Origin of the sequence: Exiguobacterium sp. s80, from assembly GCF_018618725.1 — a bacterium.
Classification (GTDB): domain Bacteria; phylum Bacillota; class Bacilli; order Exiguobacteriales; family Exiguobacteriaceae; genus Exiguobacterium_A; species Exiguobacterium_A oxidotolerans.
The window spans coordinates 119,428-144,658 of the sequence record NZ_JACSMP010000006.1; the positions used below are offsets into that span (position 1 = coordinate 119,428).

28 protein-coding genes are annotated in these 25,231 nt (G+C 45.7%); 12 read left to right on the forward strand and 16 right to left on the reverse strand.

From position 1 onward, the window contains the following. Positions 1-323, forward strand: a 323-nt coding sequence (locus tag KNP94_RS15955; protein ID WP_251132639.1) for an excalibur calcium-binding domain-containing protein, incomplete at its 5' end; no start/stop codon positions are given. Positions 324-424: 101 nt separating this feature from the next. Here KNP94_RS15955 and KNP94_RS11725 read toward each other — a convergent pair. The 6 genes from KNP94_RS11725 to KNP94_RS11750 form a co-directional block, all read right to left on the reverse strand. Further along, positions 425-2,812: a carbohydrate binding domain-containing protein gene (locus tag KNP94_RS11725; RefSeq protein ID WP_215115685.1), complete on the reverse strand. Its 2,388-nt coding sequence runs from the start codon at positions 2,810-2,812 to the stop codon at positions 425-427. 64 nt (positions 2,813-2,876) lie between these two features. Then, positions 2,877-4,223: a GH1 family beta-glucosidase gene (locus KNP94_RS11730; protein WP_088836162.1), complete on the reverse strand. Its 1,347-nt coding sequence runs from the start codon at positions 4,221-4,223 to the stop codon at positions 2,877-2,879. 26 nt (positions 4,224-4,249) lie between these two features. Then, a complete protein-coding gene (locus tag KNP94_RS11735; RefSeq protein WP_214808707.1) occupies positions 4,250-5,170 on the reverse strand; it encodes a carbohydrate ABC transporter permease in 921 nt (306 codons plus the stop codon). A gap of 3 nt (positions 5,171-5,173) precedes the next feature. Further along, positions 5,174-6,070 carry a carbohydrate ABC transporter permease gene (locus KNP94_RS11740; RefSeq protein ID WP_088836160.1) on the reverse strand — a complete coding sequence of 299 codons (897 nt, stop codon included), beginning with the start codon at positions 6,068-6,070 and terminating at the stop codon, positions 5,174-5,176. A gap of 60 nt (positions 6,071-6,130) precedes the next feature. Next, entirely contained in the window at positions 6,131-7,438 is a 1,308-nt protein-coding gene (locus KNP94_RS11745; RefSeq protein WP_214767279.1) for an ABC transporter substrate-binding protein, read from the reverse strand. Between the two features lie 206 nt (positions 7,439-7,644). Next, the gene (locus KNP94_RS11750; protein WP_214846009.1) at positions 7,645-8,658 is read right to left on the reverse strand and encodes a LacI family DNA-binding transcriptional regulator; all 1,014 of its coding nucleotides are present in this window, start codon (positions 8,656-8,658) and stop codon (positions 7,645-7,647) included. A 212-nt stretch (positions 8,659-8,870) separates the two neighbouring features. Here KNP94_RS11750 and KNP94_RS11755 point away from each other — a divergent pair, with 212 nt between their 5' ends. Together KNP94_RS11755 and hepT are read left to right on the forward strand one after the other, a co-directional pair. Continuing rightward, complete coding sequence (locus KNP94_RS11755; RefSeq protein ID WP_215115686.1) at positions 8,871-9,299, forward strand: VOC family protein; 429 nt, start codon at positions 8,871-8,873, stop codon at positions 9,297-9,299. 298 nt (positions 9,300-9,597) lie between these two features. After that, positions 9,598-10,005 carry a type VII toxin-antitoxin system HepT family RNase toxin gene (hepT, locus tag KNP94_RS11760; protein ID WP_215115687.1) on the forward strand — a complete coding sequence of 136 codons (408 nt, stop codon included), beginning with the start codon at positions 9,598-9,600 and terminating at the stop codon, positions 10,003-10,005. 451 nt (positions 10,006-10,456) lie between these two features. Here the strand turns inward: hepT and KNP94_RS11765 are convergent, their stop codons facing one another. After that, on the reverse strand, positions 10,457-10,825 hold the full coding sequence (locus KNP94_RS11765) for a hypothetical protein (protein WP_215115688.1): 369 nt from the start codon (positions 10,823-10,825) through the stop codon (positions 10,457-10,459). 363 nt (positions 10,826-11,188) lie between these two features. Here KNP94_RS11765 and KNP94_RS11770 point away from each other — a divergent pair, with 363 nt between their 5' ends. From KNP94_RS11770 to KNP94_RS11785, 4 genes are all read left to right on the forward strand, one after another. Then, complete coding sequence (locus tag KNP94_RS11770) at positions 11,189-12,010, forward strand: hypothetical protein (protein ID WP_215115689.1); 822 nt, start codon at positions 11,189-11,191, stop codon at positions 12,008-12,010. A 12-nt stretch (positions 12,011-12,022) separates the two neighbouring features. Beyond that, entirely contained in the window at positions 12,023-12,202 is a 180-nt protein-coding gene (locus KNP94_RS11775) for a hypothetical protein (protein WP_215115690.1), read from the forward strand. Between the two features lie 179 nt (positions 12,203-12,381). Further along, a protein-coding gene (locus KNP94_RS11780) for an IS3 family transposase (RefSeq protein ID WP_371816043.1) occupies positions 12,382-13,709 on the forward strand; the annotation gives its coding sequence in 2 pieces (ribosomal slippage) (positions 12,382-12,751 and positions 12,751-13,709; 1,329 coding nt in all). Between the two features lie 305 nt (positions 13,710-14,014). Continuing rightward, complete coding sequence (locus KNP94_RS11785; protein WP_215115691.1) at positions 14,015-14,548, forward strand: hypothetical protein; 534 nt, start codon at positions 14,015-14,017, stop codon at positions 14,546-14,548. Positions 14,549-14,641: 93 nt separating this feature from the next. Here the strand turns inward: KNP94_RS11785 and KNP94_RS11790 are convergent, their stop codons facing one another. From KNP94_RS11790 to KNP94_RS11805, 4 genes are all read right to left on the reverse strand, one after another. After that, positions 14,642-15,259: a hypothetical protein gene (locus KNP94_RS11790; RefSeq protein ID WP_215115692.1), complete on the reverse strand. Its 618-nt coding sequence runs from the start codon at positions 15,257-15,259 to the stop codon at positions 14,642-14,644. Positions 15,260-15,269: 10 nt separating this feature from the next. After that, positions 15,270-16,208, reverse strand: a complete 939-nt coding sequence (locus tag KNP94_RS11795; RefSeq protein ID WP_215115693.1) for a ParA family protein — start codon at positions 16,206-16,208, stop codon at positions 15,270-15,272. Positions 16,209-16,312: 104 nt separating this feature from the next. Further along, positions 16,313-18,631 carry a DEAD/DEAH box helicase family protein gene (locus KNP94_RS11800; protein WP_215115694.1) on the reverse strand — a complete coding sequence of 773 codons (2,319 nt, stop codon included), beginning with the start codon at positions 18,629-18,631 and terminating at the stop codon, positions 16,313-16,315. Then, positions 18,628-18,951, reverse strand: coding sequence for a nucleoside triphosphate pyrophosphohydrolase (locus KNP94_RS11805; protein ID WP_215115695.1), 324 nt, complete (start codon positions 18,949-18,951; stop codon positions 18,628-18,630). Before KNP94_RS11805 ends, KNP94_RS11800 begins: the two co-directional genes overlap by 4 nt. Before the next feature lie 110 nt (positions 18,952-19,061). On the opposite strand from KNP94_RS11805, the gene KNP94_RS11810 reads away from it, so the two are divergent. Then, the gene (locus KNP94_RS11810) at positions 19,062-19,451 is read left to right on the forward strand and encodes a RidA family protein (RefSeq protein ID WP_215115696.1); all 390 of its coding nucleotides are present in this window, start codon (positions 19,062-19,064) and stop codon (positions 19,449-19,451) included. A gap of 35 nt (positions 19,452-19,486) precedes the next feature. Here KNP94_RS11810 and KNP94_RS11815 read toward each other — a convergent pair whose 3' ends face one another. The 3 genes from KNP94_RS11815 to KNP94_RS11825 are packed head-to-tail and all read right to left on the reverse strand — an operon-like array spanning position 19,487 to position 20,497. Beyond that, positions 19,487-19,756 carry a hypothetical protein gene (locus KNP94_RS11815; protein ID WP_215115697.1) on the reverse strand — a complete coding sequence of 90 codons (270 nt, stop codon included), beginning with the start codon at positions 19,754-19,756 and terminating at the stop codon, positions 19,487-19,489. After that, the gene (locus tag KNP94_RS11820) at positions 19,746-20,141 is read right to left on the reverse strand and encodes a hypothetical protein (protein WP_215115698.1); all 396 of its coding nucleotides are present in this window, start codon (positions 20,139-20,141) and stop codon (positions 19,746-19,748) included. Before KNP94_RS11820 ends, KNP94_RS11815 begins: the two co-directional genes overlap by 11 nt. Beyond that, entirely contained in the window at positions 20,138-20,497 is a 360-nt protein-coding gene (locus KNP94_RS11825) for a hypothetical protein (RefSeq protein WP_215115699.1), read from the reverse strand. The genes KNP94_RS11820 and KNP94_RS11825 overlap by 4 nt, the downstream gene beginning before the upstream one ends. A gap of 171 nt (positions 20,498-20,668) precedes the next feature. Between KNP94_RS11825 and KNP94_RS11830 the strand changes: the two genes are divergently transcribed. From KNP94_RS11830 to KNP94_RS11840, 3 genes are all read left to right on the forward strand, one after another. Further along, the gene (locus tag KNP94_RS11830) at positions 20,669-21,382 is read left to right on the forward strand and encodes a Type 1 glutamine amidotransferase-like domain-containing protein (RefSeq protein WP_215115700.1); all 714 of its coding nucleotides are present in this window, start codon (positions 20,669-20,671) and stop codon (positions 21,380-21,382) included. Then, positions 21,325-21,735 (forward strand): NUDIX hydrolase, encoded by a 411-nt coding sequence (locus tag KNP94_RS11835; protein WP_088836146.1) that lies wholly within the window; start codon positions 21,325-21,327, stop codon positions 21,733-21,735. Before KNP94_RS11830 ends, KNP94_RS11835 begins: the two co-directional genes overlap by 58 nt. A 253-nt stretch (positions 21,736-21,988) precedes the next feature. Continuing rightward, positions 21,989-23,092, forward strand: a complete 1,104-nt coding sequence (locus KNP94_RS11840) for a DNA/RNA non-specific endonuclease (RefSeq protein WP_214767327.1) — start codon at positions 21,989-21,991, stop codon at positions 23,090-23,092. A 38-nt stretch (positions 23,093-23,130) separates the two neighbouring features. Here KNP94_RS11840 and KNP94_RS11845 read toward each other — a convergent pair whose 3' ends face one another. Then, complete coding sequence (locus tag KNP94_RS11845; RefSeq protein WP_215115701.1) at positions 23,131-24,222, reverse strand: GGDEF domain-containing protein; 1,092 nt, start codon at positions 24,220-24,222, stop codon at positions 23,131-23,133. 165 nt (positions 24,223-24,387) lie between these two features. On the opposite strand from KNP94_RS11845, the gene KNP94_RS11850 reads away from it, so the two are divergent. After that, positions 24,388-24,567, forward strand: coding sequence for a hypothetical protein (locus KNP94_RS11850; protein ID WP_239456898.1), 180 nt, complete (start codon positions 24,388-24,390; stop codon positions 24,565-24,567). Between the two features lie 66 nt (positions 24,568-24,633). On the opposite strand, the gene KNP94_RS11855 is transcribed toward KNP94_RS11850, so the two are convergent. After that, positions 24,634-25,161 carry an NUMOD4 domain-containing protein gene (locus KNP94_RS11855; RefSeq protein WP_215115702.1) on the reverse strand — a complete coding sequence of 176 codons (528 nt, stop codon included), beginning with the start codon at positions 25,159-25,161 and terminating at the stop codon, positions 24,634-24,636. Positions 25,162-25,231 lie beyond the last annotated feature (70 nt).

Below are 25,231 nucleotides of genomic sequence, written 5' to 3' on the forward strand. Positions count from 1 at the left end.
CTGACGCTAAAGCCAAGGCTGAAGAAAAAGCCAAGGCTGACGCTAAAGCCAAGGCTGACGCTAAAGCCAAGGCTGACGCTAAAGCCAAGGCTGACGCTAAAGCCAAGGCTGACGCTAAAGCCAAAGCTGACGCTAAAGCCAAGGCTGACGCTAAAGCCAAAGCTGACGCTAAAGCCAAGGCTGACGCTAAAGCCAAGGTGACTACGAATTTCGCTAACTGCACAGAATTGACAGCAGTATATCCACATGGCGTACCTTCTACACATCCTGCTTATCAACCTAAAATGGATCGAGATAATGACAACTTCGCATGCGAACGATGACTTTTTCACAGTATGTATAGGAGATATAATTATTTTTGTTTAAACACATTAAAATTATAAATATTGAAGGAGTGCCTAATTACTCTAGGCACTCCTTCAGCTTATTTCACTTCTAGTCGTACATCATCAATCGTCACGTCATGTGCCGCAAACGGAGATCCTGCCGCTTTTCCCAGCAAGAACTTTAGACCAGCTGTATCGTCTTGTCCCATCGTGAACTCGTACTGGTACGTGTTCACCGTCGGACTGACTGCTACGACCTGACTGAAGTAGCGTGTATACGCCGCATTTTCGACCGTCACTTCGAGCGGACGTGCAACCGTCGACGACGCCTTAAATGTCAACTGGTACGTCTGTCCTTTAACGAGCGCTAAGTTCCCTTGTTCCAGTAAAACGCTCCATGGCTCCTGTCCTTCTGAAGCAATCGCGATTTTTGCAGCTTCATTCACCGTCGAGACGACCGCTTGTGCATCATAATGAACGTATGAACTCCAGAAGTTCAGCCCTTCCGTGAACGAGCCGTTTTTTAACGGCAACTTATCGATCTCGATCGGCGTCGTGTCAAAGAGTTCAACATCATCGATGGTCACTTCCCCTTTCTCTGATCCAAGAATGAACTGGAGACGACTTTTTAGATCGGTCGCTTCTGTCATCGTAAACGGTACTTCAAACGTCTCCATCTTACCGCTCGGCGCAATCCGTTGTTCCGGCAGGTAAGCCGTCGTTTCTGTCGCATCCGTCAACTGAACATTTATCTTGTTCACCCGTTTTGCTGCTGCTTTGAAACGCAGCACATATTGATGGTCTTTTACGAGTTGTACGCCTTGTTGCGACAGTGTCGCGTTTTGTCCTTTTTTCGTATTCGTTTTGAATGTGAAGACGCGTGTTACCGGGTCAACCGATCCCGTCCCCTTCGTTTTCCCGGCATCAAACTGCCAGTACGTCAAACGATCCATCGCTCCTTGGTCAAACGTTCCGTTGTAGATTTGATTGCCGTCCGGTAAAGCCGGTTTTGTTGCCGCTTCATCGATTTCACCGCGTGGAACCTGCTCGACACGGACGTTGCCGATTTTAACGCCCGCTTGCGCGAGACCTAAATTGAATTCGAGCCGGGCCGCAAGATCCGTTTCACCCGTCATGTCGAACGTAAACGTGTACGGCTTGACGGTCGTCGTTAAATCAATTGATTCTTCATTCGAGTATTTCGTATAACCGCGTTCAGCACCACCACCGACTTTGACCACCATCTTCCGCGCCTGGTCGCTACTCGCGTCGAAGCTGACTTGATAACGGCCACCTTGTGCGAGCGACACGTTTTGAATCAATTGGTGCGAGTACGTCTGTGCCCCAGGCTTTGTGATCATCACGTCAGCAAAACGTGTTCCGTCCTGCTCCGTCACGTCGACTGATCCCGTGCCGCCAAAGTCAGGCAACGTCACATAGTTCCAGTAGGTCGGATCAAGTGTCTGCGCGCCGTCCGTAATCGTCTTAATCGCTTTTTCGTACGCTTGGTCATAGACGAGGTTTCCGTCTTCAAGCGGTTGCTTCGCCCCGTCCGGTAACGTCACGTCTTCATAGACCGGCTCGACCGGTTCCCGGTAGGCGCGGTTCTTCAGGTCATAGACCCGGACATAATCGACTTCCATCTCAGCCGGGAACTTCGTCGTCGCGTCGACTTCCCCGTCGAACCAGCCGCCGACAGCGAGGTTCATCACGAGATAGAAATTTTGGTCGAACGGTGCCGGATAACTGTAGTTCGTCGCCGTATTTTTTCCTTTGCTGTACCAATCGTTTTGTGTCTGATAGAGGTTTCCGTCGACGTACCAACGGAGTTCACCCGGCTCCCACTCAACGGCATATGTATGCCACTGGTCAATCCGCTCACCGTCCGGGAAATGATAATCCTTACCGGTATATTTATTATTCGGCCAGTTTTCGCCGTAATGAATTGTCCCCGCGACCTTTTCAGGCTGACTGCCCCAGGATTCCATCACATCGATTTCACCGGACGATGCCCAGGCACCATACTTGTCCTGCTCCGGCAACATCCAAAACGCTGGCCACAGTCCTTTACCGGTCGGCAGTTTCACTTTGATTTCATAACGGCCGTACGTCTTGCTGAACAGTCCTTTTGTCTTCAATTTTGCCGAAGTGTAGTCATAACTTCCGAAGGCGTCCGTCGTCTTTTCCTGTTTTGCGCGGATGACGAGTTTTCCGTCACGGATGAAGGCATTGTCTTTTTTGTCGGTATAATATTGTTTTTCGTTATTTCCCCACCCGGATGAAACGCCGTTGCCGTCCGCATCGACGATCCAGTTTCCCGTGTCGTAGTTCCATTTCGTCCGGTCAAGTTGTTGTTTCGTAAACTCGTCCGACCAGACCATTTTCCATTTCGTTTTGTCCTGTTTGTCTGCTTTTTCAGCATGCCCTGTCCCGGCATAAGTTAAGACTAAGCCTGTCCCAAGGGCGACTGCGAGCCATTTCTTCATCTGTAATCCTCCTTTGACAAAAAACAGGCAAGACCGATGTAATTCGACCTTGCCTGCGACTGAGTTACGCTTCCTGTGAGAGTGTTGCTTTATGTGTCTGGATGACATCGGCATACCAATGCGCGCTGTCCTTCCATGTCCGTTCCTGTGTTTCGAAATCGACATAGATGATGCCGAATCGTTTGTCGTATCCGAAGCTCCACTCGAAGTTATCGAGCAGCGACCAAAGGTAGTAGCCTTCGATGTTCATTCCCTCGTCGTTCAAGTCGGAGACCGCTTGCAAGTGTTGCGCAACATAGTCGATCCGGTTTTGGTCATGGACACGACCATCGACGAGTTGATCGTCGAACGCTGCCCCGTTCTCCGTGATGAAGATCGGGAGTGACGTATATTCCGCGCGAAGGCGACGAATCAAGTCCTTGAACTCGTTTGGTGCGATGTCCCAGCCCATGCCCGTCTTATCATAGTCCGAGTACGCATCTTTGTGCAAGAAGTCATTCGCGGCACTGAATTCAACTAAGTTGCGGCTGTAGAAGTTGATCCCGAAGAAGTCACAGCCGACCGAAATCGTTGCCATGTCGCCTTCTTGGATGAAGTCGTACGTATGGACGTATTTCGAGAACAGGTTCATCATGTCGACCGGATACTGTCCCTTGAAGATTGGGTCGAGGAACCAGCGATTCGCGTACCCGTCGGCGTTGTTCATCGCCAACTGATCATTGACGGAATCCGTCTTCGCGTACTTCGGTGCGAGATTCAATGTGATGCCGATCGGTGTCGCCGAGTTGAACTCCCCTTTGAGCAGTTCGACCGCTTTTCCGTGTGACAACAGCATGTGGTGAACGGCACGGACGGCTTCGTTCATGTCCGTGTGACCGGGTGCATGGTGTCCGAGGTGGTAGCTGAGGAAACCGGCACACCACGGTTCATTGTGCGTGATCCACGAATCGACGATGTCGTCGAGTTCTTCGAAGCAGACACGGGCGAAGTCGAGGAACCAGTCGACCGAGTCACGGTTGACCCAGCCCCCTTCGTCGTATGCCCACATCGGTAAATCCCAGTGGTAGAGCGTGACGGCCGGTTTGATCCCTTCTTCGCGTAAGCGTGTCGCGAGTGTCCGGTAAAACGCCATGCCTTCCGGGTTGTAGTGACCTTTCGCCGGGAATATCCGTGGCCAGGCAATCGAGAAGCGGTACGTGTCGACGCCTAACTGTTTGATGTGCTGGATGTCTTCTTCAAAGCGGTGGTAATGGTCGCAGGCGACATCGCCATTGTGTTTTTCAAAAACTTTTCCGTCCGTATCGCAGAACGTATCCCAAATTGATGGTGTCCGTCCCCCCTCGTCGTGTGCGCCCTCGATTTGATACGAAGACGTGGCCGTTCCGAAGACGAAGTTTGATGCAAATTTCATACGCGTACTCCCCTTTAACTAACAGATTATTCTTTGACGGCACCAGCTGAGATGCTGCTGACGATGTATTTCGATAGGAACAAGAAAGCGATCATGATTGGGACAACGGAAATCGCGATCCCGAGATAAAGTGCCCCTAAGTTTTCTGCGACTTGTGAACCTTTTAAGAAGCCCATCAAGACCGGTAACGTGTATTTTTCTGGTGAGAACAATAGGACGAGCGGCATGATGTAGTTGTTCCACGAACCGATGAACGTAAAGATCGACATCGTCGCGATCGCCGGCATCATCATTGGCAAGGCGATCGTATGGAAGATACGCCATTCGCTTGCACCATCCATTCGCGCCGCCTCAATCAAACTTGGGTGCATGACGGTCTGTAAATACTGACGGACGAAGAAGACCGTGAATGGACTGGCAATCGCCGGAACGATCAGCGGGATGAAGCTGTCGAGAATACCTAAATTCTTACTGAGTTCGTAGAACCCGATCAATCCGAGTTGTCCCGGAATCATCATCATGACGAGCATGAAGACGAACAGGACGTTTTTTCCTTTGAACTGATAAAAAGCAAATCCGAACGCTGTCATCGCTGAGAAGTAACCCGACAAGACAGTGACGAGGACGGCGATGATCAGACTGTTCTTGAAGCCGGACCAGATGTTGACGTAGGAGCTTAACGCCGCATAGTTCTCAGCGAGCGAGTTCCCGGGAATCAAGGAGAAACCGGACAGGACTTCTTCGTTCGACCGGGTCGCGTTGATGATCATCATTAAAAATGGAATGATACAGGCGATGGTCAAGGCAATCAGGCTGACATAAATCAGGCTCTTGCCGAACCAGGCTTTTTTCTGTTTCGGTGGTGCCAACTTCAGCGGACGTTCTGAACGCTCCGGTTGTTCCTCCGTTTGCGGGACGATCCGCCGTGCTTCTGCATTTCGTTCCATCGGTCAGGCTCCTTTCGGTGAACGTTCTTTTCGGAACATCCCTTTGAAGACGATGATTGAAAAGACGAGCGTGATAGCAAACAATCCATAGGCGACGGCAGCAGCGTAGCCATAGTTGTTGTACTTAAAGGCTTGATTGTAGAGATAGAGGACCATCGTGTTCAAGGCACCATCCGGCGCACCGACACCGTCCGTAATCAACATCGGGAGATCAAACAGTTGCAGTCCACCGATCAGTGACGTGATCATGATGTAAAGCAGGATCGGTTTTAACAGCGGCAACGTGATTCGCGAGAAGATTTGCCAGCGTGTCGCACCATCAATCAAGGCCGCTTCGAAATAATCTTTCGAGATGCCGGATACACCGGCCATGACGACGATGAACGAGTGACCAAGCCACATCCAGGTCAGGATGAGTGAAACGGAAATCTGGGCTGTGACCGGTTGTGTCAACCAGTTGATCGGGTCGGAAATGATTCCGACTTTCATCAACATCATGTTGAGTGATCCGTGTTGCCAGTCGAGTAAAATCCCGAACAACAAGGCAACCGAGCTGATCGTGATTAAGTTCGGTAAGTAGAACGTCGCCCGGAAGAAAGCAAGTCCTTTTAACTTGAGTTGTAAGTCTGAGAACAGTAAGGCGAGCATCAACGCTCCACCAATTTGCAGGATGAAGTTCAGTCCCCAAATCTTGATCGTATTGAAGAACGCTTCAATGAAGTACGTATCTCCGAGCAAACGCGTATAGTTCGCGAGTCCGACGAGTTGTTCGCCTTCTGCGCCTGTGTAGTTCGTGAAACTGTAATAGAACGTCAACGCGACCGGATAGATGCTGAAGATTAAGAAGACGATCCAAAACGGTGCGATGAACAGATAACCATGGCGATCGAGTTTTTTCACAGGTCAAACCCCTTTCTTAAACAAGAAGAGGTAGGGCGAGGTCCGCCCCACCCAGTCTCCTTATTCCGGTACTTTGACGTCCGGATACGCATTTTTGACTTTTTTGTAGAATTCAGCAAGTGCTTCGTCTTTTGATTTTTTGCCTTGGACGTATTCCATGACTGACGCACCGTATAATGTATCGAGCTGTTGGTCGTACTTCGTCACGATACCCGGTGTGATTTGATCCGCTTGATCGAGGAAGAACTCATAGTTGTTCTGTCCGCCGAGGAACTCATCTTTGAAGTCGGTTTTGATTTTGTCGGTAACCGGTGTATACGCAAGGACGTCACCTGTTTCTTTCGCCCAATCCGTCAAGAACTCTTCGTCTTGCGTCATCATTTTGACGAAATCATACGCAAGTTTTTGTTTCTTCGAATCTTTGTAGACACCTAACCATGTACCGCCCCAGAAGTATGGGCTCGGTCCGCTTGTGACTGCCCAGTCACCGGCTGATTTCTTCGCATTTTCTTTTAAGACACTGTGTAAGCCCCATGTTGGAAGGACGTACGAGAAGATTTCTGTTTCGGTTTCTTTACCGTTTTCTTTGACTTTGACCGGCTTATCCATCCCGGCGAACCATGATGGTGACCACTCTGGCGCAAGTGCTGTGTATTGTTTTGTCCGTAATTCTTTTGCGTAATCCATGTAGTTCTTCTTGTCTTCTGTCAAGACGAGCTCTTGCTTATCGTTGACCCAGGCCTGCGGATCATTACCTTGTGCGAACCAACGGATTGAACCTTCATCCGGGAACATTTTGTAGCCTTTGCCTTTCATTTTCTCAGCGACATCGAAGACGCCGTCCATCGAGTTCATCATCGCACCGATTTCTTTTGGATCATCTGTGCCGAGGACCTTTTTGGCGATGCTCCGTTTGTAATAGATACCACCCGGTGTTGTTTGCCATGACAGCGCACGGACGTTACCGTCTTTGTCTTTCCCCATGTCATAGACGTACGGAATGTAGTCATCTTTGACTTCGTCTGCGTTAAACGGTTTTTCAGATAGGTTCGCCCAGTAACCGGCGTCGACCCATTGTTTCAAGAAGGCGATCTCACCTGTGAAGATATCCGGTGCACCGACGCCGCTCTCAAGTGCCGGTTTTAATTTCGTTGGGTAATCCGCGATCGGAACGATCGTCAATTCGACTTTGACATCATTGTTCTCTTCGAACTTTTTGATTGGTTCTTTTAACTCATCCGTGAATGACCAGATTTTCAAGACTTGTTTCCCATCACTTGTCGTTGCTTCTTTACTATCTGAACATCCTGCTAAAACGCTTGCTGTTAACGCGCCGACTGTCAAAACACTGACTAACTTCTTACGCATGTCATCCCATCCTTTTTCTGATGTACTCGCCCACTAATTTAGTAAGCGGTTTCATTTCTTATCCAAAAATATCGAAAGCGCTTTCGAAAACTCCTAGAAAAAAGTTCCGAAAGCCCTTTCGGAAAGCTTTAAAAAAATATACTGTTTCGAAACCGCTCTCGCTTGTCCTCGCCTTCCACCTGCGAGAGCGATTTCGAAATCGATTGTTAGTCGTTGACGGGTCCCGTTGAATGGCGGACGATCAACTCGACGGGAATGATGTCCGTCGTCTTGAGACGTTGCTTGTTGACGATCTGTTCGATCAATAAATCCGCTGCATGTTGTCCGATCCGTTCCGTATCTTGCCGGACGGTCGTCAACTTCGGTGTGACGTATTTCGACATTTCGATATCATCGTAGCCGACGATTGAAATATCTGCTGGTACGTGTAACCCGGCTTCATGGATTGCTTCCATCGCACCGATCGCCATTTGGTCACCGGCAACGAATACTGCCGTTGGACGTTGTGGTAAGGCAAGTAACGTCTGCATCGCTTGTTTACCTTCTTCGACCGAGAAAAAACCACCGTTGATTAAGTAACCTTCTAAAATCGGTAGTGCGAGTTCAGCCATTGCCCGTTCGTACCCAGCAATCCGTGCACTTCCTGCGTCAATCGTCGTATCCCCCGCGATATGGGCGATTCGGCGATGACCGAGTTCATGCAAGTGATTGACAGCGAGTGCTCCGCCTGTCAGATTGTCTGAGAAGACGACGCTACAATCCGCGCTGTCCATATCGACGACGACGATTGGAATCGTGCTCTGAATCAACTCTTGGACGTGCTGGTCCATTTGATCGGAACAGATGACGACGATACCGTCGACCGCCCGGTGCTGAAAGTGCTCGAGGTAACTCATGTCGCGGTTGCGGAGATTACGTGAAGCAAAGATTAAGTCGTATCCTTGTTGCTCCGTCGCTTGACGGAAACTTTCGATGATCGCGTTGAAGAACGGATGCATCATCCCGACTTCGTTCGCTTCCGAGAACATGACCCCGATCGTCCAGGACCGTTTCGTCGAAAGGGACTGAGCATGCGCATTGGGTAAGTACCCCATATCCGCTGCCGCCTGAATGATTTTTGCTTTCGTTTTCTCACTGACATCGGAATAGTTGTTTAATGCCTTTGAGACTGTCGTAATCGAAAAACCTGTTATTTTTGCTAAATCATAAATTGTGCCCATCGTTAAAACCTCATTTCACCGAAAGCGCTTTCGATAAACTTAGTATAGACGGGAATTTGGAAAGACACAACCATTTTTTTCGAATTTATTTGGAATTAAAAAAATAAATGATATCGCTTTCATTTTTAATCAGAAAAACACACAAACGAGAACAAATGTTTGGTATACTATAAGCATCAGTCAGTCGTGCTCAAATGGAGAGGAGCATTACCATGCCGATTACCCCCTATCTGGTCTTCAACGGCAACACCCGTGAGGCGATCCATTACTACGCCAACATCTTCGGCCAGGACATCCCTGAGATCATGGAGTTTGGTCCCGGTAACGGTCCGGACGGTCAACCGTTTGCAAAAGACGTCCAGTCGCTTGTCCTGCATTCACAATTGATTGTTCACGGGACACGAATCATGTTTTCTGACGCGATGCCGCACGATCCCGTGACGATTGGCCAAAACGTCACGCTAGCTCTGCATTTGCCGGACATCCAGGTTATTCATGAGACATTCGACAAGCTGGCGCAAGACGGTAAGGTCATCATGCCGATTCAAAAAACATTTTGGAGTGAAGCTTACGGTATCGTCGAAGATCCTTTTGGTGTGCAGTGGCAGCTCAATCATGAAGTGAGTGAAGTGACGGCGTAAGTGCTCGCTACGTCATGCTTTCCCTTTCACTCGCTTTCCTCAGGCGAGGCACAAGCCGCGCCTCCTTTGTCCTCTGGACACGGACTCGGGTCTTGTTTGCCTCTGACAGCGCAGATCCCTGCGCTTTTTCCTGCAGGAGTCGAGTGACGGGTATGCATTCCTGATAAAAAGTAAGATCTGACGGATTTCGTCGGATTTTACTTTTTTTAAATCATACCGATTTTTTTCAAGGTGTTATAGAATGGTTAAAATCAGATGTACCATTATCTACTGTGTAAGAAAGGAGGTGTCTCAAGAAATGAACGATATCCTTTTACAAAAACATGCGACGATCAAACGTTGCATCATTAGAATGAACGAAGTCTATAATAATGACTCCAAAAATTTAAGTGATTTAACCAGACAAGATAGCGTCATCTTAAATTTGCAACGGATATGCCAAACTTCTATTGATATGGCGATGTATGTCGTAAGTACACGAAAACTAGGATTACCTAAAGCGAGTCAGGATGGACTTAAACTATTAGAGAAAGCACACTTTATCAATTCTTCCCTATCTACAAGTCTAATGAATATGATGGGATTTTGTACTATCGCAATCCATGACTACCCGTCACTTGATTTAAATATTCTTCAGGCTATTTTAGAGAAGCACATAGATGATTTTTTAACATTTGCACAGATTGTTATCCAGTTGGAAGACTGACAAATCTTCAAGATTCAACTTCCTCATCGTTTAAACATCTCAAGGCAAAGCCATTTGTCACGTAGAGTTTCCAACAGACAAATCGAATAATCCAGGAAACCTTCATTTCTGAGCGTAACGTAAGTGGTAGTAGTTCAATTCTTATTCATTTACTTGGTCACTCGAAGCCCATTTCAGAGAAAGAAACTTTACTCTCTTCCATCCCTTCTTCATCAACGACCTCTAGTGCTTGAATATCCGCTGCGGATAAAGGAATAGTTCGCGCGGGATTTTTCAACTTCAAGTGATACAGTTTTTTTAATAACGTCAGCTGTTGTTCTGTGAGTTCATAATACTCTTCCCAGTGTTCAACTCCCGTTTCGTACTCCGATGCCTGTATTTCTAAAAGGTGTGCCCCCTGTCCAATCATTTCGTCATATGGATGACTAGAAAAAACTTGATCATCACTTCCCTATAAGACAGTAGTGACGATTGGAAGAGCTGAACCATCCACCTCATCTAACAAGTATTGAAAGGTGTCTTCTTCAGCTATTTTTTGTACGCGTTGCGGAGCTTGGCTGAACAGTTCTTTTGCTTCTGTGGTCTCTATAGAGAATTCTTCGTTTCTAAATCCTCCGACAAAAAAATCTTGACCAAATGTAACTGTCTTTCTGCTACCTTGACCATTATTTGTACTGTAATTGTTACCATCCCAGGAATGTTCATACGCAAAGTCAGGATTATTCGCGACAAAGATAGCGTGAGCGATGGAGGCGAGCATGCATCCTTCCCATACAGCTTGGCGTTTCCACTTCGGATCTAAAATTTGATGTTTTTCCATTTTTACCTCCTATGTTTGCTTAATTCAGTGAATTTTCTTCACAAGTCAATTTTTAAATACTTTTACAACTATGTGATATCGGTATTAGCTCCGAAACCGGCAAGCCTTCAATCAAATCGAATATATAAGTCATTCTGTGCTCATCTTTTCATATTCAACACTTTATTTTACCGACTATTCAGTTGCATCTGATAAATCATCACTACTATCAGCAAAATTTCTAACACATCACAGATTCCAATTACCCCCTTAAATTTTCAGTTAATTTCAAAATTGTAATCTTTAAATATACAAAAAGATAAGTTTTTATTTTACATTTATGTTAATTTTATTTTGACAAATTAAACAAAAAAGGGTGGTTTCATGAAAAAATTAATAGTAGTTACTTCAATTTGCGCTACAGTTTGTGCCACAAACGTTTTAAGTGTTAATGCACAGGAATCAAATACTCTCAAAACAAGAAATCTAATCTCAAAGTCAGCAGAAGCTTATTTGGACACTACTGAAAAAAATCTCGATACATTCCTTGAGACTAATAAAGATAATATTGATTCTAAAGATATAAATAAATTCTTTGATTCACAAAAGGAAGTTTCTCCAGAACAACTTCAAGCAATACAAGATAAATCAGAAAAAGAGACATCTTTATTAAAAAAAATTGGGAAATCTGATCAAGAAATCGCTGATTCTCTAGTAGAAAAAGAATATAAACTAGACAATCAAAATATAACTCTTTATAAAAATGGTATATATTCGATTGAAGAAAAAGACGATAATTACTTAGATACAGAAGAAAATACATATCCTCAAACATTTTTTACTTTGGCTAAGTCCTCTAAAAAAACTCAGTACGGGGAAAATACTAAATCTTATTATTCAATTGCAAAAATAAAATTATTTACTGTTTCAGTCAGTGCTAAATTTTATTATAACGGTACTAAAGCAACATATCGTTCTGGTTTAGACGGTTATAGTAAACGTGGTACACTATCTTTGTGGCAAGTAAACGGATTTAAAGTTGCGAAGGAGTCGGACGGAAGTTCTTATGTAGCGACAGCTTCGGGTAATTTCAGTTATGGATTTTCTTACAATGGCGTCGGATTCAACATTAAAGATGTTTATATTAAACATGAAGTCAGATGTACAAAAAACGGTTATATAAAAAAAGATTACGTATTTAGATAAGGAGTTACTTGTATGCGCAAATTGGATTTCATTATTTTCTTCGCATTATTTTTTATTTTAAATTTCATTAATTTTTTGGGAACACCTGGCTTTAAAGATATTTTTGCAATTGCAGTAGTTGCAATCATTGAAGCAGCCATTGCTGGTGTAATTACTAATCTGTTAACTAGAATATTTGTGAAAAGATCATAATCTCTAATGTTGTTCTCTTAAGGATCACAATAACAATAACTAGTTAAAAAGGCTTGAATCCTCTATTTTGAACTGAACCCCGAATGATAGACACTTGAAAAAAAGTGCATCATTCGGGGTTTTTTGTGTGGATACGAATCGCTATAATGAACCTATTCATTCAGACGGGGGAAACAACCATGAGTAAAATCATCTTCAACATGACACAAATCAACCAGTTCGAAGAAAATCCGAACGTCGCTTCGGTATCAGAACGCTCAATCCAGTACACCGCCGAGTTCAAGGTCAAGGCCGTACGTGAAAATATGGAGGGAAAGGGACCTCAACAAATCTTCACGGAGGCCGGATTCGACCTGACGGTGATTAGGAAACGAAAAGCGCAGTCCTCGTTGAATCGTTGGCGCCAAACGTTCCGAAAAGACGGAGAGGAGGGTCTCCGGAACGATAAACGTGGAAAGGCTCTGGGGGGCGGACGCCCGAAAACAGACGAGTCGATGGAGAGACGGTTAGCGAAGGCAGAGGCACGGATCAAATACCTGACGGTAGAGAACGAGCTATTAAAAAAGCTAGAGAAGTTAGAAGGGCGGGCGAAACATACGAACTAACACCAGCAGAGAAATATCAGGCCATCAACACCATCATCCGTATCGCACAGCTTAAGAATCTCGTCCGCCCACTATGTGAGATCGCCGGAGTGAGCCGCAGTGGCTATTACGCTTGGTTGAACCGTGCCGAGGCGGAGTCCCTTCGGGAAGAGCGTGATTACCTAGATGCGACACTCCTCAAGAAAATCCATGATAGCCATAAAGGCAAAGTCGGTTATCGTGAGCTGTACATGGAGGTGTTCGCTACCCTCGGTTTCCCAATCAATCATAAACGGATTCTCCGACTAATGCGCAAATATAACATCGTGACCAAAATCCGAAGGATGAACCCTTATCGAAAGCTCGCTCAGGCGACGCACGAGCACCGCGTCGTGCCGAATCGATTGAACCGCGAGTTCCGGCAGAGCGAGCCTGGAAAGGTATTCGTGACCGATATCACCTACCTCCCCATCGCCTCAGGTGAAAACGTCTATCTGTCTTGTGTGAAGGACGTCGCCACACGCGAAATCGTGGCATACAAACTGTCCACTGGCCTTCACATGGACCTCGTCTTTCAGACGATGAAAAAGCTCGAAGAGCATCTCCAAGGGAATCGACATCCCGAGGCGATGATTCATTCGGACCAAGGCTTCCACTATACCCATCCGGACTACCAACGACTCGTTGGCGACCTCGGACTGGTGCAGTCCATGTCACGTCGCGGCAACTGCCTCGACAACGCACCGATCGAATCGTTCTTCGGTCATTTGAAGGACTATGTCACCAACCGTTCGTGCAGGTCAGTCGAGGAGGTCCGAGAGATGGTCGGGGACTACATAAGCTATTACAACTGCGAACGCGGTCAATGGAACCTAAAAAAGATGACCCCAGAACAATATCGGGGCCATCTGATCGCAGCATAGAAAACGTGGGCTTTTTATTAAACTGTCCATTTTACGGGGCTCAGTTCATTTCAGTGGACTTAAGCCTTTTTATCTTTTCTGGATTATAAACTTGCATATAACATCTTTTACTAGTAAGTATACGAATCGATTATAGACACATCGGTACAAAAAACTACTTAATTTTTCATTATGATTGATACAAACGATTACGAAGTTATTTGCGCTTTCCAGCAAGCTGCTGTGTCATTTGTGGAGTTACTCAATTCCATTTCCAAAGGTGCTTATTCTGACGACCTCCTTTTAAAAGTAAAGGCATTAGCGAAATGACTTTCTTGATAAAAGATACATTTCTAACTTTTGAGAGTCAATCTTCATTTCATTTAAAGAACAGTCCACAAAATATTGAGAAGACCCTATCTTCATTAAAAAAACAAAAAAAAATATTAAATGATGAGATTAAAGAGAAAGTATCTTATAACAATCCTATACTAAATAATCTACATTTGAACATAATGAAGTACGCTGAAATTTTAAAAGTTAGTCAGTATATCAATTTGAAAAAAAATTATATCTTTACTTCAGATTTAAAATCTTTAAGTGGAGCTGTTCTTCATAAAATAGTATTTTCATTTAAGATGGCTTATATTCTTGAGTTACAAAATTATCTAGGGTATAAGGTTCCCATTGTATTAGATTCTCCCAGCGGAAGAGAACTAAACAAAGAAAATATTGAAGATACATTGTCTATATTGAAAAAAGATTTTAAACACAATCAAATTATTGTTGCTTCAATTTATAATTTTACAAATTTCGAACCAGATAAATGTTTTGAACTTATAGACAAAATTTTTGAATGAACTAAAAAATTAAAAGTCGCTCCTTTAAAAAATTCATATTTAAGGGAACGACTCTTATAATATTAATTAATGCACAATAGTTAGAAATTGAAATTATAATTTTTTTCTTATTTTATATGATCTTATTTTTGCTTCTACTACTGCTTGAACTATTTCATTGATAATATCATCTGCAGACGAGCGTTTATCTGGAAATACACTTAATTTTTTGGCAAAGTTCATAAGATCTGCTTTTCTATAAGCTATAGAGGAATTTTTTAATAGCTCTTTTGCTTCATTTGTATCCATAGTTGCCTCTATTTGATTTATTAAATCACTTAATTCTTTTTCATATTTTTGATCTTCTTTAACATTATTTTTAATATAATCTTCATTCTCTATAGTATATTCGATAATATTATCTAACATTACTTTTATTGTATCCTTACTTTTAGTAGGTATATTTAAAAAATCGCTTAAATTTATTAAATCAGATTTTTTATTCAAGTGAGATGATAGTAAAAGTTTTCTTTCTTCAATATCTTCAACAGATATAATATCTTGGAGGAGCATTTTATATACTTGAATCGTATTAGTATCTATTTTTTTAGAAACTAGCTTGAGCTCGGATTCTCCGTTAACTAATTGTAGATACTGTTCATTTGTCAAATTACTTAAAAAGTTTGAGAACAGTTTGTACAATAGCTCTATCTCTTTTTTCGAATTGCTCATTTTTTACCTCCTAGAAACTAATTTTTGTATTATTCATAAACTCATCAACTACATCTTCAAATTCAGTTCTAATATCTAAATAAATACCTTCTAAGCTTGTATTTAATAATACAGGTATCCCTGATTCTGAAGAAGGTGCGAATAACGTACTATTACTTCTAACGTAATTTTTATATACGTCGTCTCTATACACGCGCTTTACTTGCGAAATGTACCTTTCTTGATTTTGAATAGGCTGTGAGTTATAAATATTAATCATTGTAAAAATAATACCTTTTAACTCTGGACTGATTTTCTGCCAATTTCCACTATCTTCTTGCACATAATTATTATAACGTTCAGTAAGTGATTCAATGTGTCTAACGAGCGTATCAATACCTAATGTTGATAAAAAATCTGCTTTTGCTGGAACAATATAAAAATCACTAGCAATAATTGCATTTTGAGTAACAATATTAAAATTAGGTGGACAATCGATTAATACAACATCATAATCGTTTTCTACTTCCTCTAATCCCTTTTTTAGTCTTGTGAATAATCTAAGAAAACTGCTTCTAAATGTTCTTTCTGTATTACCTCCATATTGTGTTGCCAGTTCCATATCCACATTAATCAACTCTAAGTGCGAACTAATTAAATCGATGTGTCCTTCTGCACTTAAATTTTCCAATTTCTCATTAACATTAGTTGGACTAATAATTAAATTACGTAAAGATACATCTCTATCACCATTCAAAAATTCATCATACCAATGTTTAATTGTTCTGCTACTTTTATCTAACCCCTCCCATTCATCAACGTTAATGAAAGAAAACGTTAAATTAGCTTGAGGATCTAAATCTACGAGCAATACTCTAACTCCTTTAAAAGCAAGTTCTGCAGCGATGTTAGATGTAAGTGTAGTTTTACCTACACCACCTTTATAGTTTATAAAAGATATAATTTCCATTAAATACACTCCCTATTGTTTAATAAAAAAATAAATTGTAACAAGTCTATTATATACAAAAATTGATATTAATTGTTTATGTTCGAAAGACAAAAGTTAAATATTTACTTGTCAAAATATTTATTAATTCTAAATATCACCACATCTGAAACTATATTATATATTTCACTGCTCTTAAATAATGAAACAGCATGTAAACTTAGAGTTTCTTTCTTAAAAACAAATGGTTTACCTATCCTCGGAAACGGCATCTTCTTTAACAGTTTTTCTACTTTAGTAGCATCAAAAGGTCCTTTTAATTCTTCTGTATTCGCATCCTTCAACTCCCTGTACTTCTCCGCATGTAAATACTCGTAGAAAAACGGAGCGACTTCTGCTGCCGTAATCGGCTCCATCCAACGTTCTTCCCCCCGCTCAAGCATCGCCAGCAATACAACCATCTTGTAACTCCGGTTCATCACCGTCTTTTCGACCTGTTCAATCAGTTCACGGTTAGCATCGTAAGTCTCGATTTCTTCATTCGTCAATTCACCTTGTTCCTTCAGGAAACCAACGTACGAGCCCCACTCTTGTTTATAGCCTATTGGCACAGCTGTCAGTTGACCAATTTCAACGTAAGTCGGCCTACGTCCCAGATCGAGTTTCAATTGTTCGTAACTCTCAATCAAACGTAATTTACGCTGATTCGGTTGACGCATCCGATGAATGATATTCAGCGCCTGCGTATCAAACTCGATGATGCATTCTTTCGGTGGCGTAATCGGCTCCTTATCCCCCCGCTTGAGCTTATCTTTTACTGTTCCAAGCAACATCAGCTTCGTTTCGACATTTTTATAGTTGCCGATCAAATCGATGATGACACAATGTGATTTCTTGTTCGTTAAACGTAAGCCGCGTCCGATTTGCTGCGTGTAGATTGCAATCGATTCCGTCGGCCGACAAAACAGTAACGTATCGACTTTTGGAATATCGACTCCTTCATTAAATAAATCGACCGTAAAGACGATTTCTAACGTTCCCCGCTCAAACTCCTGAATACGCTCCCGTCGATTGACGGTCTGTCCGGTCAAGGCAATCGCTTGGTGTCCCATTTCCCGGAATGTCTGTGCCAAATATTCGGCTTGACGGATCGACGAACAAAAGCCGATCGTTTTCGTCTGCCGGTGCTTTGACCAAGCGGCATAGATGTTTTCTGAGACTGCCCGATCAATCTGCGCCTGTTCCAGTTCCATCGCATCATATTTCCGTCCCATCCGCCGCAGTTGCGAATAGTCGATGACGTCATGAATCCCGTAATAATGGAACGGTGTCAGAAATCCTTCATTGATCGCTGACGTGAAGTGCATTTGAAACGCAACGTGATTGTCGCACAGCGCATAGACGTCCGCTCCGTCCATCCGGTCCGGCGTCGCTGTCAGTCCCAGTAAAAATTGCGGTTCAAAATGCGCCAGAACTTTTTGATAACTTTTAGCTGCTGCGTGGTGAAACTCATCGATAATGATCAAATCAAAATGGTCTTTTGCAAACCGTTCGAGATGCCGGTTTTGGGATAAAGTCTGGACTGAGCCAAACAGCACATCCGTCTGTTCATCGTTCGTGCGGTCTGATCCGATATACAAAGCTGTCTGCCAATTGAGCTCGACCTTTTGAAACGAACGTTCCGCTTGTTCCAACAACTCGCGTTGATGTGCGAGGAACAGTATCCGCTTAAAGTCACGCGCAAAAAATGCACTGAGATACGTTTTTCCAAGCCCGGTCGCAAGTACGGTCAAGGCACGCGTCCGTCCTTCTTCCATCGTGTCCTGAAGTGCACGTAATGCTTCCTCCTGCACCCGGTGCGGCAGAATCTCCTCGGACGTGACGAGCTGTTGCTCCGCATAATCAACTTCCGGTTCCGCAACATATTGCCGTGCGTCATGTTCTTGCCGGTACGCTTCGAGGACAATCGGATTCAGGTCTTGAGCTGCTTCACTTAAATAAAGATCCATGAATGCCTCGATCGCATCATCCAAGATATGCGGTGCGACGGCTTGCGGCAAATGGAGATTCCACTCGACACCGGTCCGAAAAGCGCTTTTGGAGATATTCGATGAGCCGACAATCGACAGACCGGTCTCTGCGTTGCGGAACAGATAGGCTTTCGGATGAAACGCCCGTCCGCCGGAGCGATAAAACCGGATCGACAGACCATCCAGTTTCAATAATTCTGCCAACGCCTCCGGGTCCGTAATATGTAAGTAGTCGCCAATCAAAAAATGAACATCAGCGCCTCGTTCGACGGCGCAACGTAACGCCGGTAACAACAGTTCGACACCAGAACGTTGCGCGAAGGCAGCGACGATATAGATTTCATCAGCTTGGTCAATGGCATCGACCAACGACGCATACAAATCGTGTGTCGTCAGTTTTGCTGCCGGAATCAATCTTCGACCTCAATCAGATACAGCTTGTCATCAAAGCCGCCCCGCTTATCGTGTTTCGTCAGCCGGATTGCTTCCAGTTGTTCCGGTGTCGTCCCGTGCGTCCGAGCCAGCGCGTGAATTAGTTCCAGCAAGTCGGCCAATTCTTCAACCGCTTCTTCGGTCTCTGTTGCTTCTTCATATTCGGCTACTTCTTCATGCAATTTCCGTTTTGCTTCGACGAGGAATTCTTCCTCGTTAAGTGTCTGGAACGTTGCTTTTTTTCCGTTCCGAGCAATGATAGTTGGAATCTGATCCCGGACTAATTTATGATAAAGAGGCATTGGATTCACTCCTTGTAAGTATGGTGATGGTGTTGTAAAAATTATCCTATAGTTCAAGGCAGATAGCACGTTCTACATACTATTTATTTTAGATTAGAGGAGGAGTTTTCATGAGTTCATTCCAGAAAATCGAAACAACTAACGCCCCGGCTGCGATTGGTCCTTATTCACAAGGCTTCATCGCCAACGGTACGTTATATGCTTCAGGTCAAATCCCGATCAATCCGGCAACAGGTGTAATGGTCGCCGGTGGCATTACAGAACAGACGGAGCAGGTCATGAAAAACGTTGATGCCATCTTAAAAGAAGCTGGTCTGACACCGGATCGTGTCGTCAAAACGACGTGTTACTTAACAAGCATGGATCATTTCGCTGCGTTTAATGATATTTACTCCGATTACTTTGCTCCGCATAACCACTTCCCGGCACGATCTTGTATCGCCGTCAAAGAGTTACCGAAAGGTGCTTTGGTTGAAGTTGAGATTTTAGGATTAGTCTAATACTTTGGAACACGTCACGTTTGGTGGCGTGTTTTTTATCTGCGTAATCCCCAGCGCCCTGTCCCTTTACCGGTCTCACTGAAAAACAAATCCTCTCCCCCTGCGAAAAGATCACACTCACTGGCGTGAAGATAAATCAACTTTCGGATACGGCTTTCGAATCCATCAACGGTCGTAAAACGCGACACATCCAGATGAGGCATTTGCCGAATCTGTTCGTAGAGTTCCGTCAAATCGAACTGTCGATCCGACTTCTGCATGACGCTAATGATTGCGTCAAGTAATTCAGTGCTGTCATCCCTCATGTATGTCAGTCCTTTTCGATGTGATTTTCTTACGTCGCAGACTTACTGCGACCAAAATCGCTATAAACTGTGGTACTACATTAACGACACTGACGAGAATCAACAGTTGTCCGGACGTTAACGGTTTAAAATAACCTTCCCAGTATGTCTCCGCGCCCATACTGCCTAAGGCATAATAGGAGACAGCAAAGGAGATGAGATTGCCGAGGATGACGAATCCGACATGACTGACGCGCTGGCTGACGAACGCCAAGCTCGACATCCCGACCAGCATCAACCCGTACCCGAGCAGCGTCCCCGTCTTAAAGTCCTCGAACAAGGCGAGGAACACAAAGGGGATCGCGTAAAAACATAGCAACATCACCCCGATTTTCACACGTTTCATCGTGTAACCCCTCCTTCCCGATAAAACCACTCCCGTATTTCCTCCCAGCCGGCGGGAAAAGCATTTGAACCGGACGATGTCTTACGGCCTTCCGCTCCCACAAATTCAATCCACCAGTCCGTCCCGTCGAGGATCAACAAGTCCGAGCTGTATGTTTCCTTCCAGGTGCGCGCACGCTCGAGTAACCGTCGCCCTGTTTCGATGTCTTGATTCGTCAGGAGACGTGTCGTTCGAACCGTGCCCGTCGCTGCTTCCTCGTCTTCCACCGTCAATTCCCGCGTCCGAAGATCAAGCCAAAATGTTTGACCGAGCCCACGTCCGGACTCACGAAATATCACCTGTTCCACTGTATCCATGTACATCCCCCTCACGTCTTCTCCTTTACTATACGCTGGTTCCCCTTCTTAACCTGGTAAAAAAAAGATGTTGGTCTTTTGAATCATTTGAAAATTAAGGAAATCCCTTTCCGAACTCAGTTCGAAACAGGTAAACTAATAGACATCCGATTTCGTCAGGAGGTCCTTTATATGCCAGATCAACATCTCTTTTTATTCGGCGGTAGTCCACCGTTTACGGAAGGCCTCTCCCGTCGTTTCGCGAGCGTTTGCGCATCGGCCGGTCCCATCGCTTTACTGTACGTTCCGCGTGAAGGTACGTCATGGATGTCTTACGCCCCCGTCTTGACCGGTCCGCTCGAAGCGCACGGGAAGACGGACTTTTTCCACTTCCCGCTCTCCGGGCATCCGACCTTGTCTCAGCTTGCGACGCTGAAACAAAGCGCCGGGATCATCATCGCCGGTGGTGAAACGGAGCGGTATCAACAGTTCATCGTTCACACACCAATCGGCGCTGTCATTCAGGAACAGTTTCAAGACGGTGTCCCGGTCGCTGGCTTTTCTGCCGGTGCCTTACTCGCACCGGACGAGTGCCGGATACCGGCGATTGACCAGCGGGACGGCCGGGACTTAGTCCTTGAAGGGCTCGGCCTCTTACCCGACGCCGTCCTCTCCGTCCATTACGATACATGGGATGAAGCCGCGAATTTACAACAGGCATTTATTACGACCGGAAGCCTATACGCTTACGGTTTACCGGAACGGACAGGGATTTACCTTAACAACAATCAACTCGTACGACAGGAAGGCCCCCTGCCTGTCGTGCTCAAGCGAACGGAGGAACACACATGCCAACCATCGTCACCGCCGTCAAAGGCATCATCCGGCAAGATCACCGAATCCTGATCGTCCAGCGTGCCGCTGCCGACTCGGGTGGCGGGACCTGGGAATGTCCGGGCGGGAAGATTGATTTCGGGGAGCAACCGGAAGCGAGTCTGATCCGTGAAATCCGAGAGGAAACGGGACTCTCAGTCACGGTCGACCGGATTGCGTATGCCTCCAGTTTCCTGACCCACTCCGACCGCCAAGTCATCTTACTCGTCTATTTCTGTACGGCGGAAACCAATGCTGTCAGCTTATCGGACGAACACGACGCCTATCTTTGGGCTGACGAAGCAATGATTCGGAAACAGATTGCACCGAACATCTTAACTGACTTTGAGCGGTATCAGATATTTCCTCAGCTCGTCTCGACTTGAAAACACGTCACGTGAAGTGGCGTGTTTTTTTGTTGTCCTGCCCACCAGGACAGATCGTCTTTTTCCTGAAATGCAACTTCCTTGATTGCATCACGTCACGAGGTTGACGTCGTCATTCCTTAAGTAAATTTACATATTTGTTTAATCGCACCCAAATATATATTAAGATTGTTATATATTGAAAATCAGCTTAGCGCCAGCTTCAGGGATGTTGAGAAAACAGACGGGTGTGCTTAAGTGAAAGGAGTGCGGCATGAAAAAACGAATGTACCTTGCATTACCGCTAGCGGCCCTGTTACTGACGGGATGTGCGAGCGACGAGGAGACGGTTTCTTCGACAGACACGAAGACGGAGGAACGTGCTCCAAAAGAAGAGACGCCGCAGACGAGCGACGTCAAAGAACCGACAGCGGACATCGTTAAAGAAGACGCGAAACAGGAGACGCCTCCTGCAGAGCCGGTTGCGAAAGAGACGACCGAAAAAAAATCAGATACGACAACGGATCAAAAAGAAACAGAAGACAAGCCCTCGGTCACGGCGTCCAGCAATGATCCGTTTGCCGGATACAAACAGATTCAAGTCGATGGCGGCGACCAGTCCGGCTCGCGTCAGGCGAACGTCGTCGTCGATATCGGGTTCGGGGACCGCGAGTACTGGGCATTTACGAACAAGCATGGACAACTCGTCAAAGTCATCGCCAAAAAAATCACCTTACAAAATGATAAAACGGAAGACGTGACGTCAGCCGGTCGCTACTATCATGATGAAGCGAAGGTTCCGGGTGTCGAACACCGTGATCTTGATGAAGGACATGTCATCGCCGATTCGCTTGGCGGTGTCTCGAACGCCTACAACATCACGCCGCAGGACAGTACGCTCAATCGCCACGGCGATCAAGCGTACATGGAAGATACTATCCGTAAAGCCGGTGGTGCGACGAATTTCGAAGCGATCATCCGTTATGAAACGACGAAAACGCAAATTCCTTCGAGTTATCAGTACACGTACACAATCAAAGGCAACGTCATCGTCGACAAGTTCGATAACGTCAACCCGGATGGCGTCAACGCGTCGCTCGGTCTGACCGAGAGTCCGGAAAGTAAACCGAAGGCTGAACCAAAGGCAGCGCCAAAAGCAACACCAAAAGCTGAACCGAAGGCGAAAACGCCTGCCGCTTCGACACCAAGCACGACGCCGGAAACGGGCGGTGACGTCTCAAGCGTCGATGCGAACGGAAACGGACAAGTCACGATCCAGGAAGCGAAGGATGCCGGTTTCAGCATGCCGATCCGGAGTGACCACTGGCTCTATCCGTACATGCGGGACAACGATAACGACGGCATGGTCGGTGAATGACAACACGAAAAAGGCAGGCTCCGCGGAGCTGCCTTTTTTTAATTATGTGTCACATCATAACCGACGACTTTGTTGCGCCCCGTCTGCTTTGCCTGATACAGCGCCTGATCGGCTTTTTGGACGACTTCGAACGCCGTCTTGGCTTGGTCGGACGATGCGACACCCATCGAAAGCGTGACATGGAAAGCCGGATACGGTTTGAAGATGAAGTGTTGATCGGCGCACGCCGTCCGAATCCGTTCCCCGAGTCGCTCCGCTTCACGGTGCGAGATATCCGGCAGGACGACGACGAATTCCTCGCCGCCATACCGGGTGACGAGTCCCGTTTCCGGACAAAACGTCGTCAACAGATGACTGAGTTGCCGTAAGACGACATCCCCGCCATCATGTCCGTATTCGTCATTGACCGACTTGAAAAAGTCGATATCGACGATCAGGACCGAGAAGGCATACCCGTGTTTGTCATAGTCGGCCAATGTCTCATCGAGTTTCCGCCGATTGGCGAGATTCGTCAGACTGTCCGTCAAGGCAAGCTCCTGCTGGGCTTGGACGAACTGGAAATGTTTCCGTAACTCCTGCAGGAAACGAAACGTCACGTACCCTCCGAGAAGATTGAAGATGATGTAGACGAATGACATCTCGAAAAACCGAATGAACGTATCCGTCAACAAGTACAGGGCCGGTAAGCTGTAGCCGATCCCGATGCTCAGTAGGACAAGGTAGTCTTTGAACGTCTGGGCAGCAAAGCGACGGTAAATACTTGCCGTGACGAGTAAAGCAAGACAAATCAGTGTCGCGAGAATCAAACCTTGGTAGACACCGGGTGGCGTGACGAGAAAGCGGGCCCCGATGACGGCGACCGTCGTCAATGCGCCACTGACCCAGCCGCCGTAATAATACGCCGTGACGAGCGCGACGAGTCGTAAGTCAATTTTTGCCCCGTCGTAGGCGATACTGTTTAAGACGAGCAGTGCCCCGATCACGCTTGCAATCAATCCGACGGCAAGCCGGATCTGGATTGAGGAGTGCGGTGAAATGCGTTTGATGTTGCGCATCGGTAAGAAGGCGAACAGCAGGGACGTAATCAAAAGGGAAAAGTTTAATAGAAACTGGTTGAACTGACTCAACACGACGATCGACATCCCTTCAAAAAATAGCTTTTTCTGTCTATATCTTCTTTATCGTCTTACCGGCACCCTTTTTCTAGCCGTTTTGCAGGTTTTCCATTTTCTTAAAGGGGAATCATTATGACAGATGCATCTGTTAATTCGTAAAAGGGGGAACTACCTGTGGACATGAACGAAGAAAAACGAAAAAGTAAAATGCCTTTCTTCATCGGGCTCGTCATCGTCATCTTTTTAATCGTCGCCGCTGCGTTAATCATCTACGTCACGTCTGAACCGAAAGAGGAAACGCAACAGCTCCTCCAACTGACGGTGAGCCAAATCACGCCGTACTTACCACTTGCCGGCTAACGACACCTTACTTTTTTTCAACCAAAAGGGCAGACCGATTTTCTTCGGACTGCCCTTTCCTTCTGCCTACATGACATACCGTGCCTCTTTCTTATCGATGATATTGCGGACCCGGTTTTCAGTCACCCCGTACACGAGCGCAAGCTTTCGAATCGACGCTTCGCCCGTCCGGTAGCGCCGCCGGATCTCCCGAATCTGCCACGCGGACAATTCGACATGGTCCGTCAACAGCAGATCGAATTCAGCGAGCAAGGAAGCATAGGCTTGACTCGGCGAAGGCTTGACCGACAGATTATCGATGTGGTCGTTCAACCGGTCATGATCCGCCCGGACGAGACGCTCCTGACAAGCGGTCGGGTCGAGAAACGCTTGCGCAACGAGTTCGCCGACGTAAAACCGTTCACCGCGCCCGTGCTGATACAATGTCACTTTCCGGTAACCTTCCTGATTGATGCGCGGACGCAGGAGGACACCTGTGCGCCGCTGCTTGACGCCACGGCTTGTCTCGACAATCCGGTCGAGCGAACGGACATTTCCCGACGTCGACACTTGATAACTCCCTTCATATCCTTGTACCATCTTCCAATGTTCCATCTGCCCGAACACCCTCCATTCGTTGTGACACGCCATCCGTTGTTATCTCCATTATATCATTTTACGAACA

Coding starts and splice junctions, on each gene's coding strand:
- KNP94_RS11790 (WP_215115692.1), bottom strand. CDS start 15,259: ATGAGCAATTCGAAAAAAGAGATAGAGCTATTGTACAAACTGTTCTCA.
- KNP94_RS11770 (WP_215115689.1), top strand. CDS start 11,189: ATGAAAAAATTAATAGTAGTTACTTCAATTTGCGCTACAGTTTGTGCC.
- KNP94_RS11840 (WP_214767327.1), top strand. CDS start 21,989: ATGAAAAAACGAATGTACCTTGCATTACCGCTAGCGGCCCTGTTACTG.
- KNP94_RS11735 (WP_214808707.1), bottom strand. CDS start 5,170: ATGGAACGAAATGCAGAAGCACGGCGGATCGTCCCGCAAACGGAGGAA.
- KNP94_RS11745 (WP_214767279.1), bottom strand. CDS start 7,438: ATGCGTAAGAAGTTAGTCAGTGTTTTGACAGTCGGCGCGTTAACAGCA.
- KNP94_RS11785 (WP_215115691.1), top strand. CDS start 14,015: ATGACTTTCTTGATAAAAGATACATTTCTAACTTTTGAGAGTCAATCT.
- KNP94_RS11850 (WP_239456898.1), top strand. CDS start 24,388: ATGAACGAAGAAAAACGAAAAAGTAAAATGCCTTTCTTCATCGGGCTC.
- KNP94_RS11835 (WP_088836146.1), top strand. CDS start 21,325: ATGCCAACCATCGTCACCGCCGTCAAAGGCATCATCCGGCAAGATCAC.
- KNP94_RS11750 (WP_214846009.1), bottom strand. CDS start 8,658: ATGGGCACAATTTATGATTTAGCAAAAATAACAGGTTTTTCGATTACG.
- KNP94_RS11830 (WP_215115700.1), top strand. CDS start 20,669: ATGCCAGATCAACATCTCTTTTTATTCGGCGGTAGTCCACCGTTTACG.
- KNP94_RS11820 (WP_215115698.1), bottom strand. CDS start 20,141: ATGAAACGTGTGAAAATCGGGGTGATGTTGCTATGTTTTTACGCGATC.
- KNP94_RS11755 (WP_215115686.1), top strand. CDS start 8,871: ATGCCGATTACCCCCTATCTGGTCTTCAACGGCAACACCCGTGAGGCG.
- KNP94_RS11805 (WP_215115695.1), bottom strand. CDS start 18,951: ATGCCTCTTTATCATAAATTAGTCCGGGATCAGATTCCAACTATCATT.
- KNP94_RS11795 (WP_215115693.1), bottom strand. CDS start 16,208: ATGGAAATTATATCTTTTATAAACTATAAAGGTGGTGTAGGTAAAACT.
- KNP94_RS11855 (WP_215115702.1), bottom strand. CDS start 25,161: ATGGAACATTGGAAGATGGTACAAGGATATGAAGGGAGTTATCAAGTG.
- KNP94_RS11810 (WP_215115696.1), top strand. CDS start 19,062: ATGAGTTCATTCCAGAAAATCGAAACAACTAACGCCCCGGCTGCGATT.
- hepT (WP_215115687.1), top strand. CDS start 9,598: ATGAACGATATCCTTTTACAAAAACATGCGACGATCAAACGTTGCATC.
- KNP94_RS11765 (WP_215115688.1), bottom strand. CDS start 10,825: ATGGAAAAACATCAAATTTTAGATCCGAAGTGGAAACGCCAAGCTGTA.
- KNP94_RS11815 (WP_215115697.1), bottom strand. CDS start 19,756: ATGAGGGATGACAGCACTGAATTACTTGACGCAATCATTAGCGTCATG.
- KNP94_RS11825 (WP_215115699.1), bottom strand. CDS start 20,497: ATGGATACAGTGGAACAGGTGATATTTCGTGAGTCCGGACGTGGGCTC.
- KNP94_RS11775 (WP_215115690.1), top strand. CDS start 12,023: ATGCGCAAATTGGATTTCATTATTTTCTTCGCATTATTTTTTATTTTA.
- KNP94_RS11730 (WP_088836162.1), bottom strand. CDS start 4,223: ATGAAATTTGCATCAAACTTCGTCTTCGGAACGGCCACGTCTTCGTAT.
- KNP94_RS11725 (WP_215115685.1), bottom strand. CDS start 2,812: ATGAAGAAATGGCTCGCAGTCGCCCTTGGGACAGGCTTAGTCTTAACT.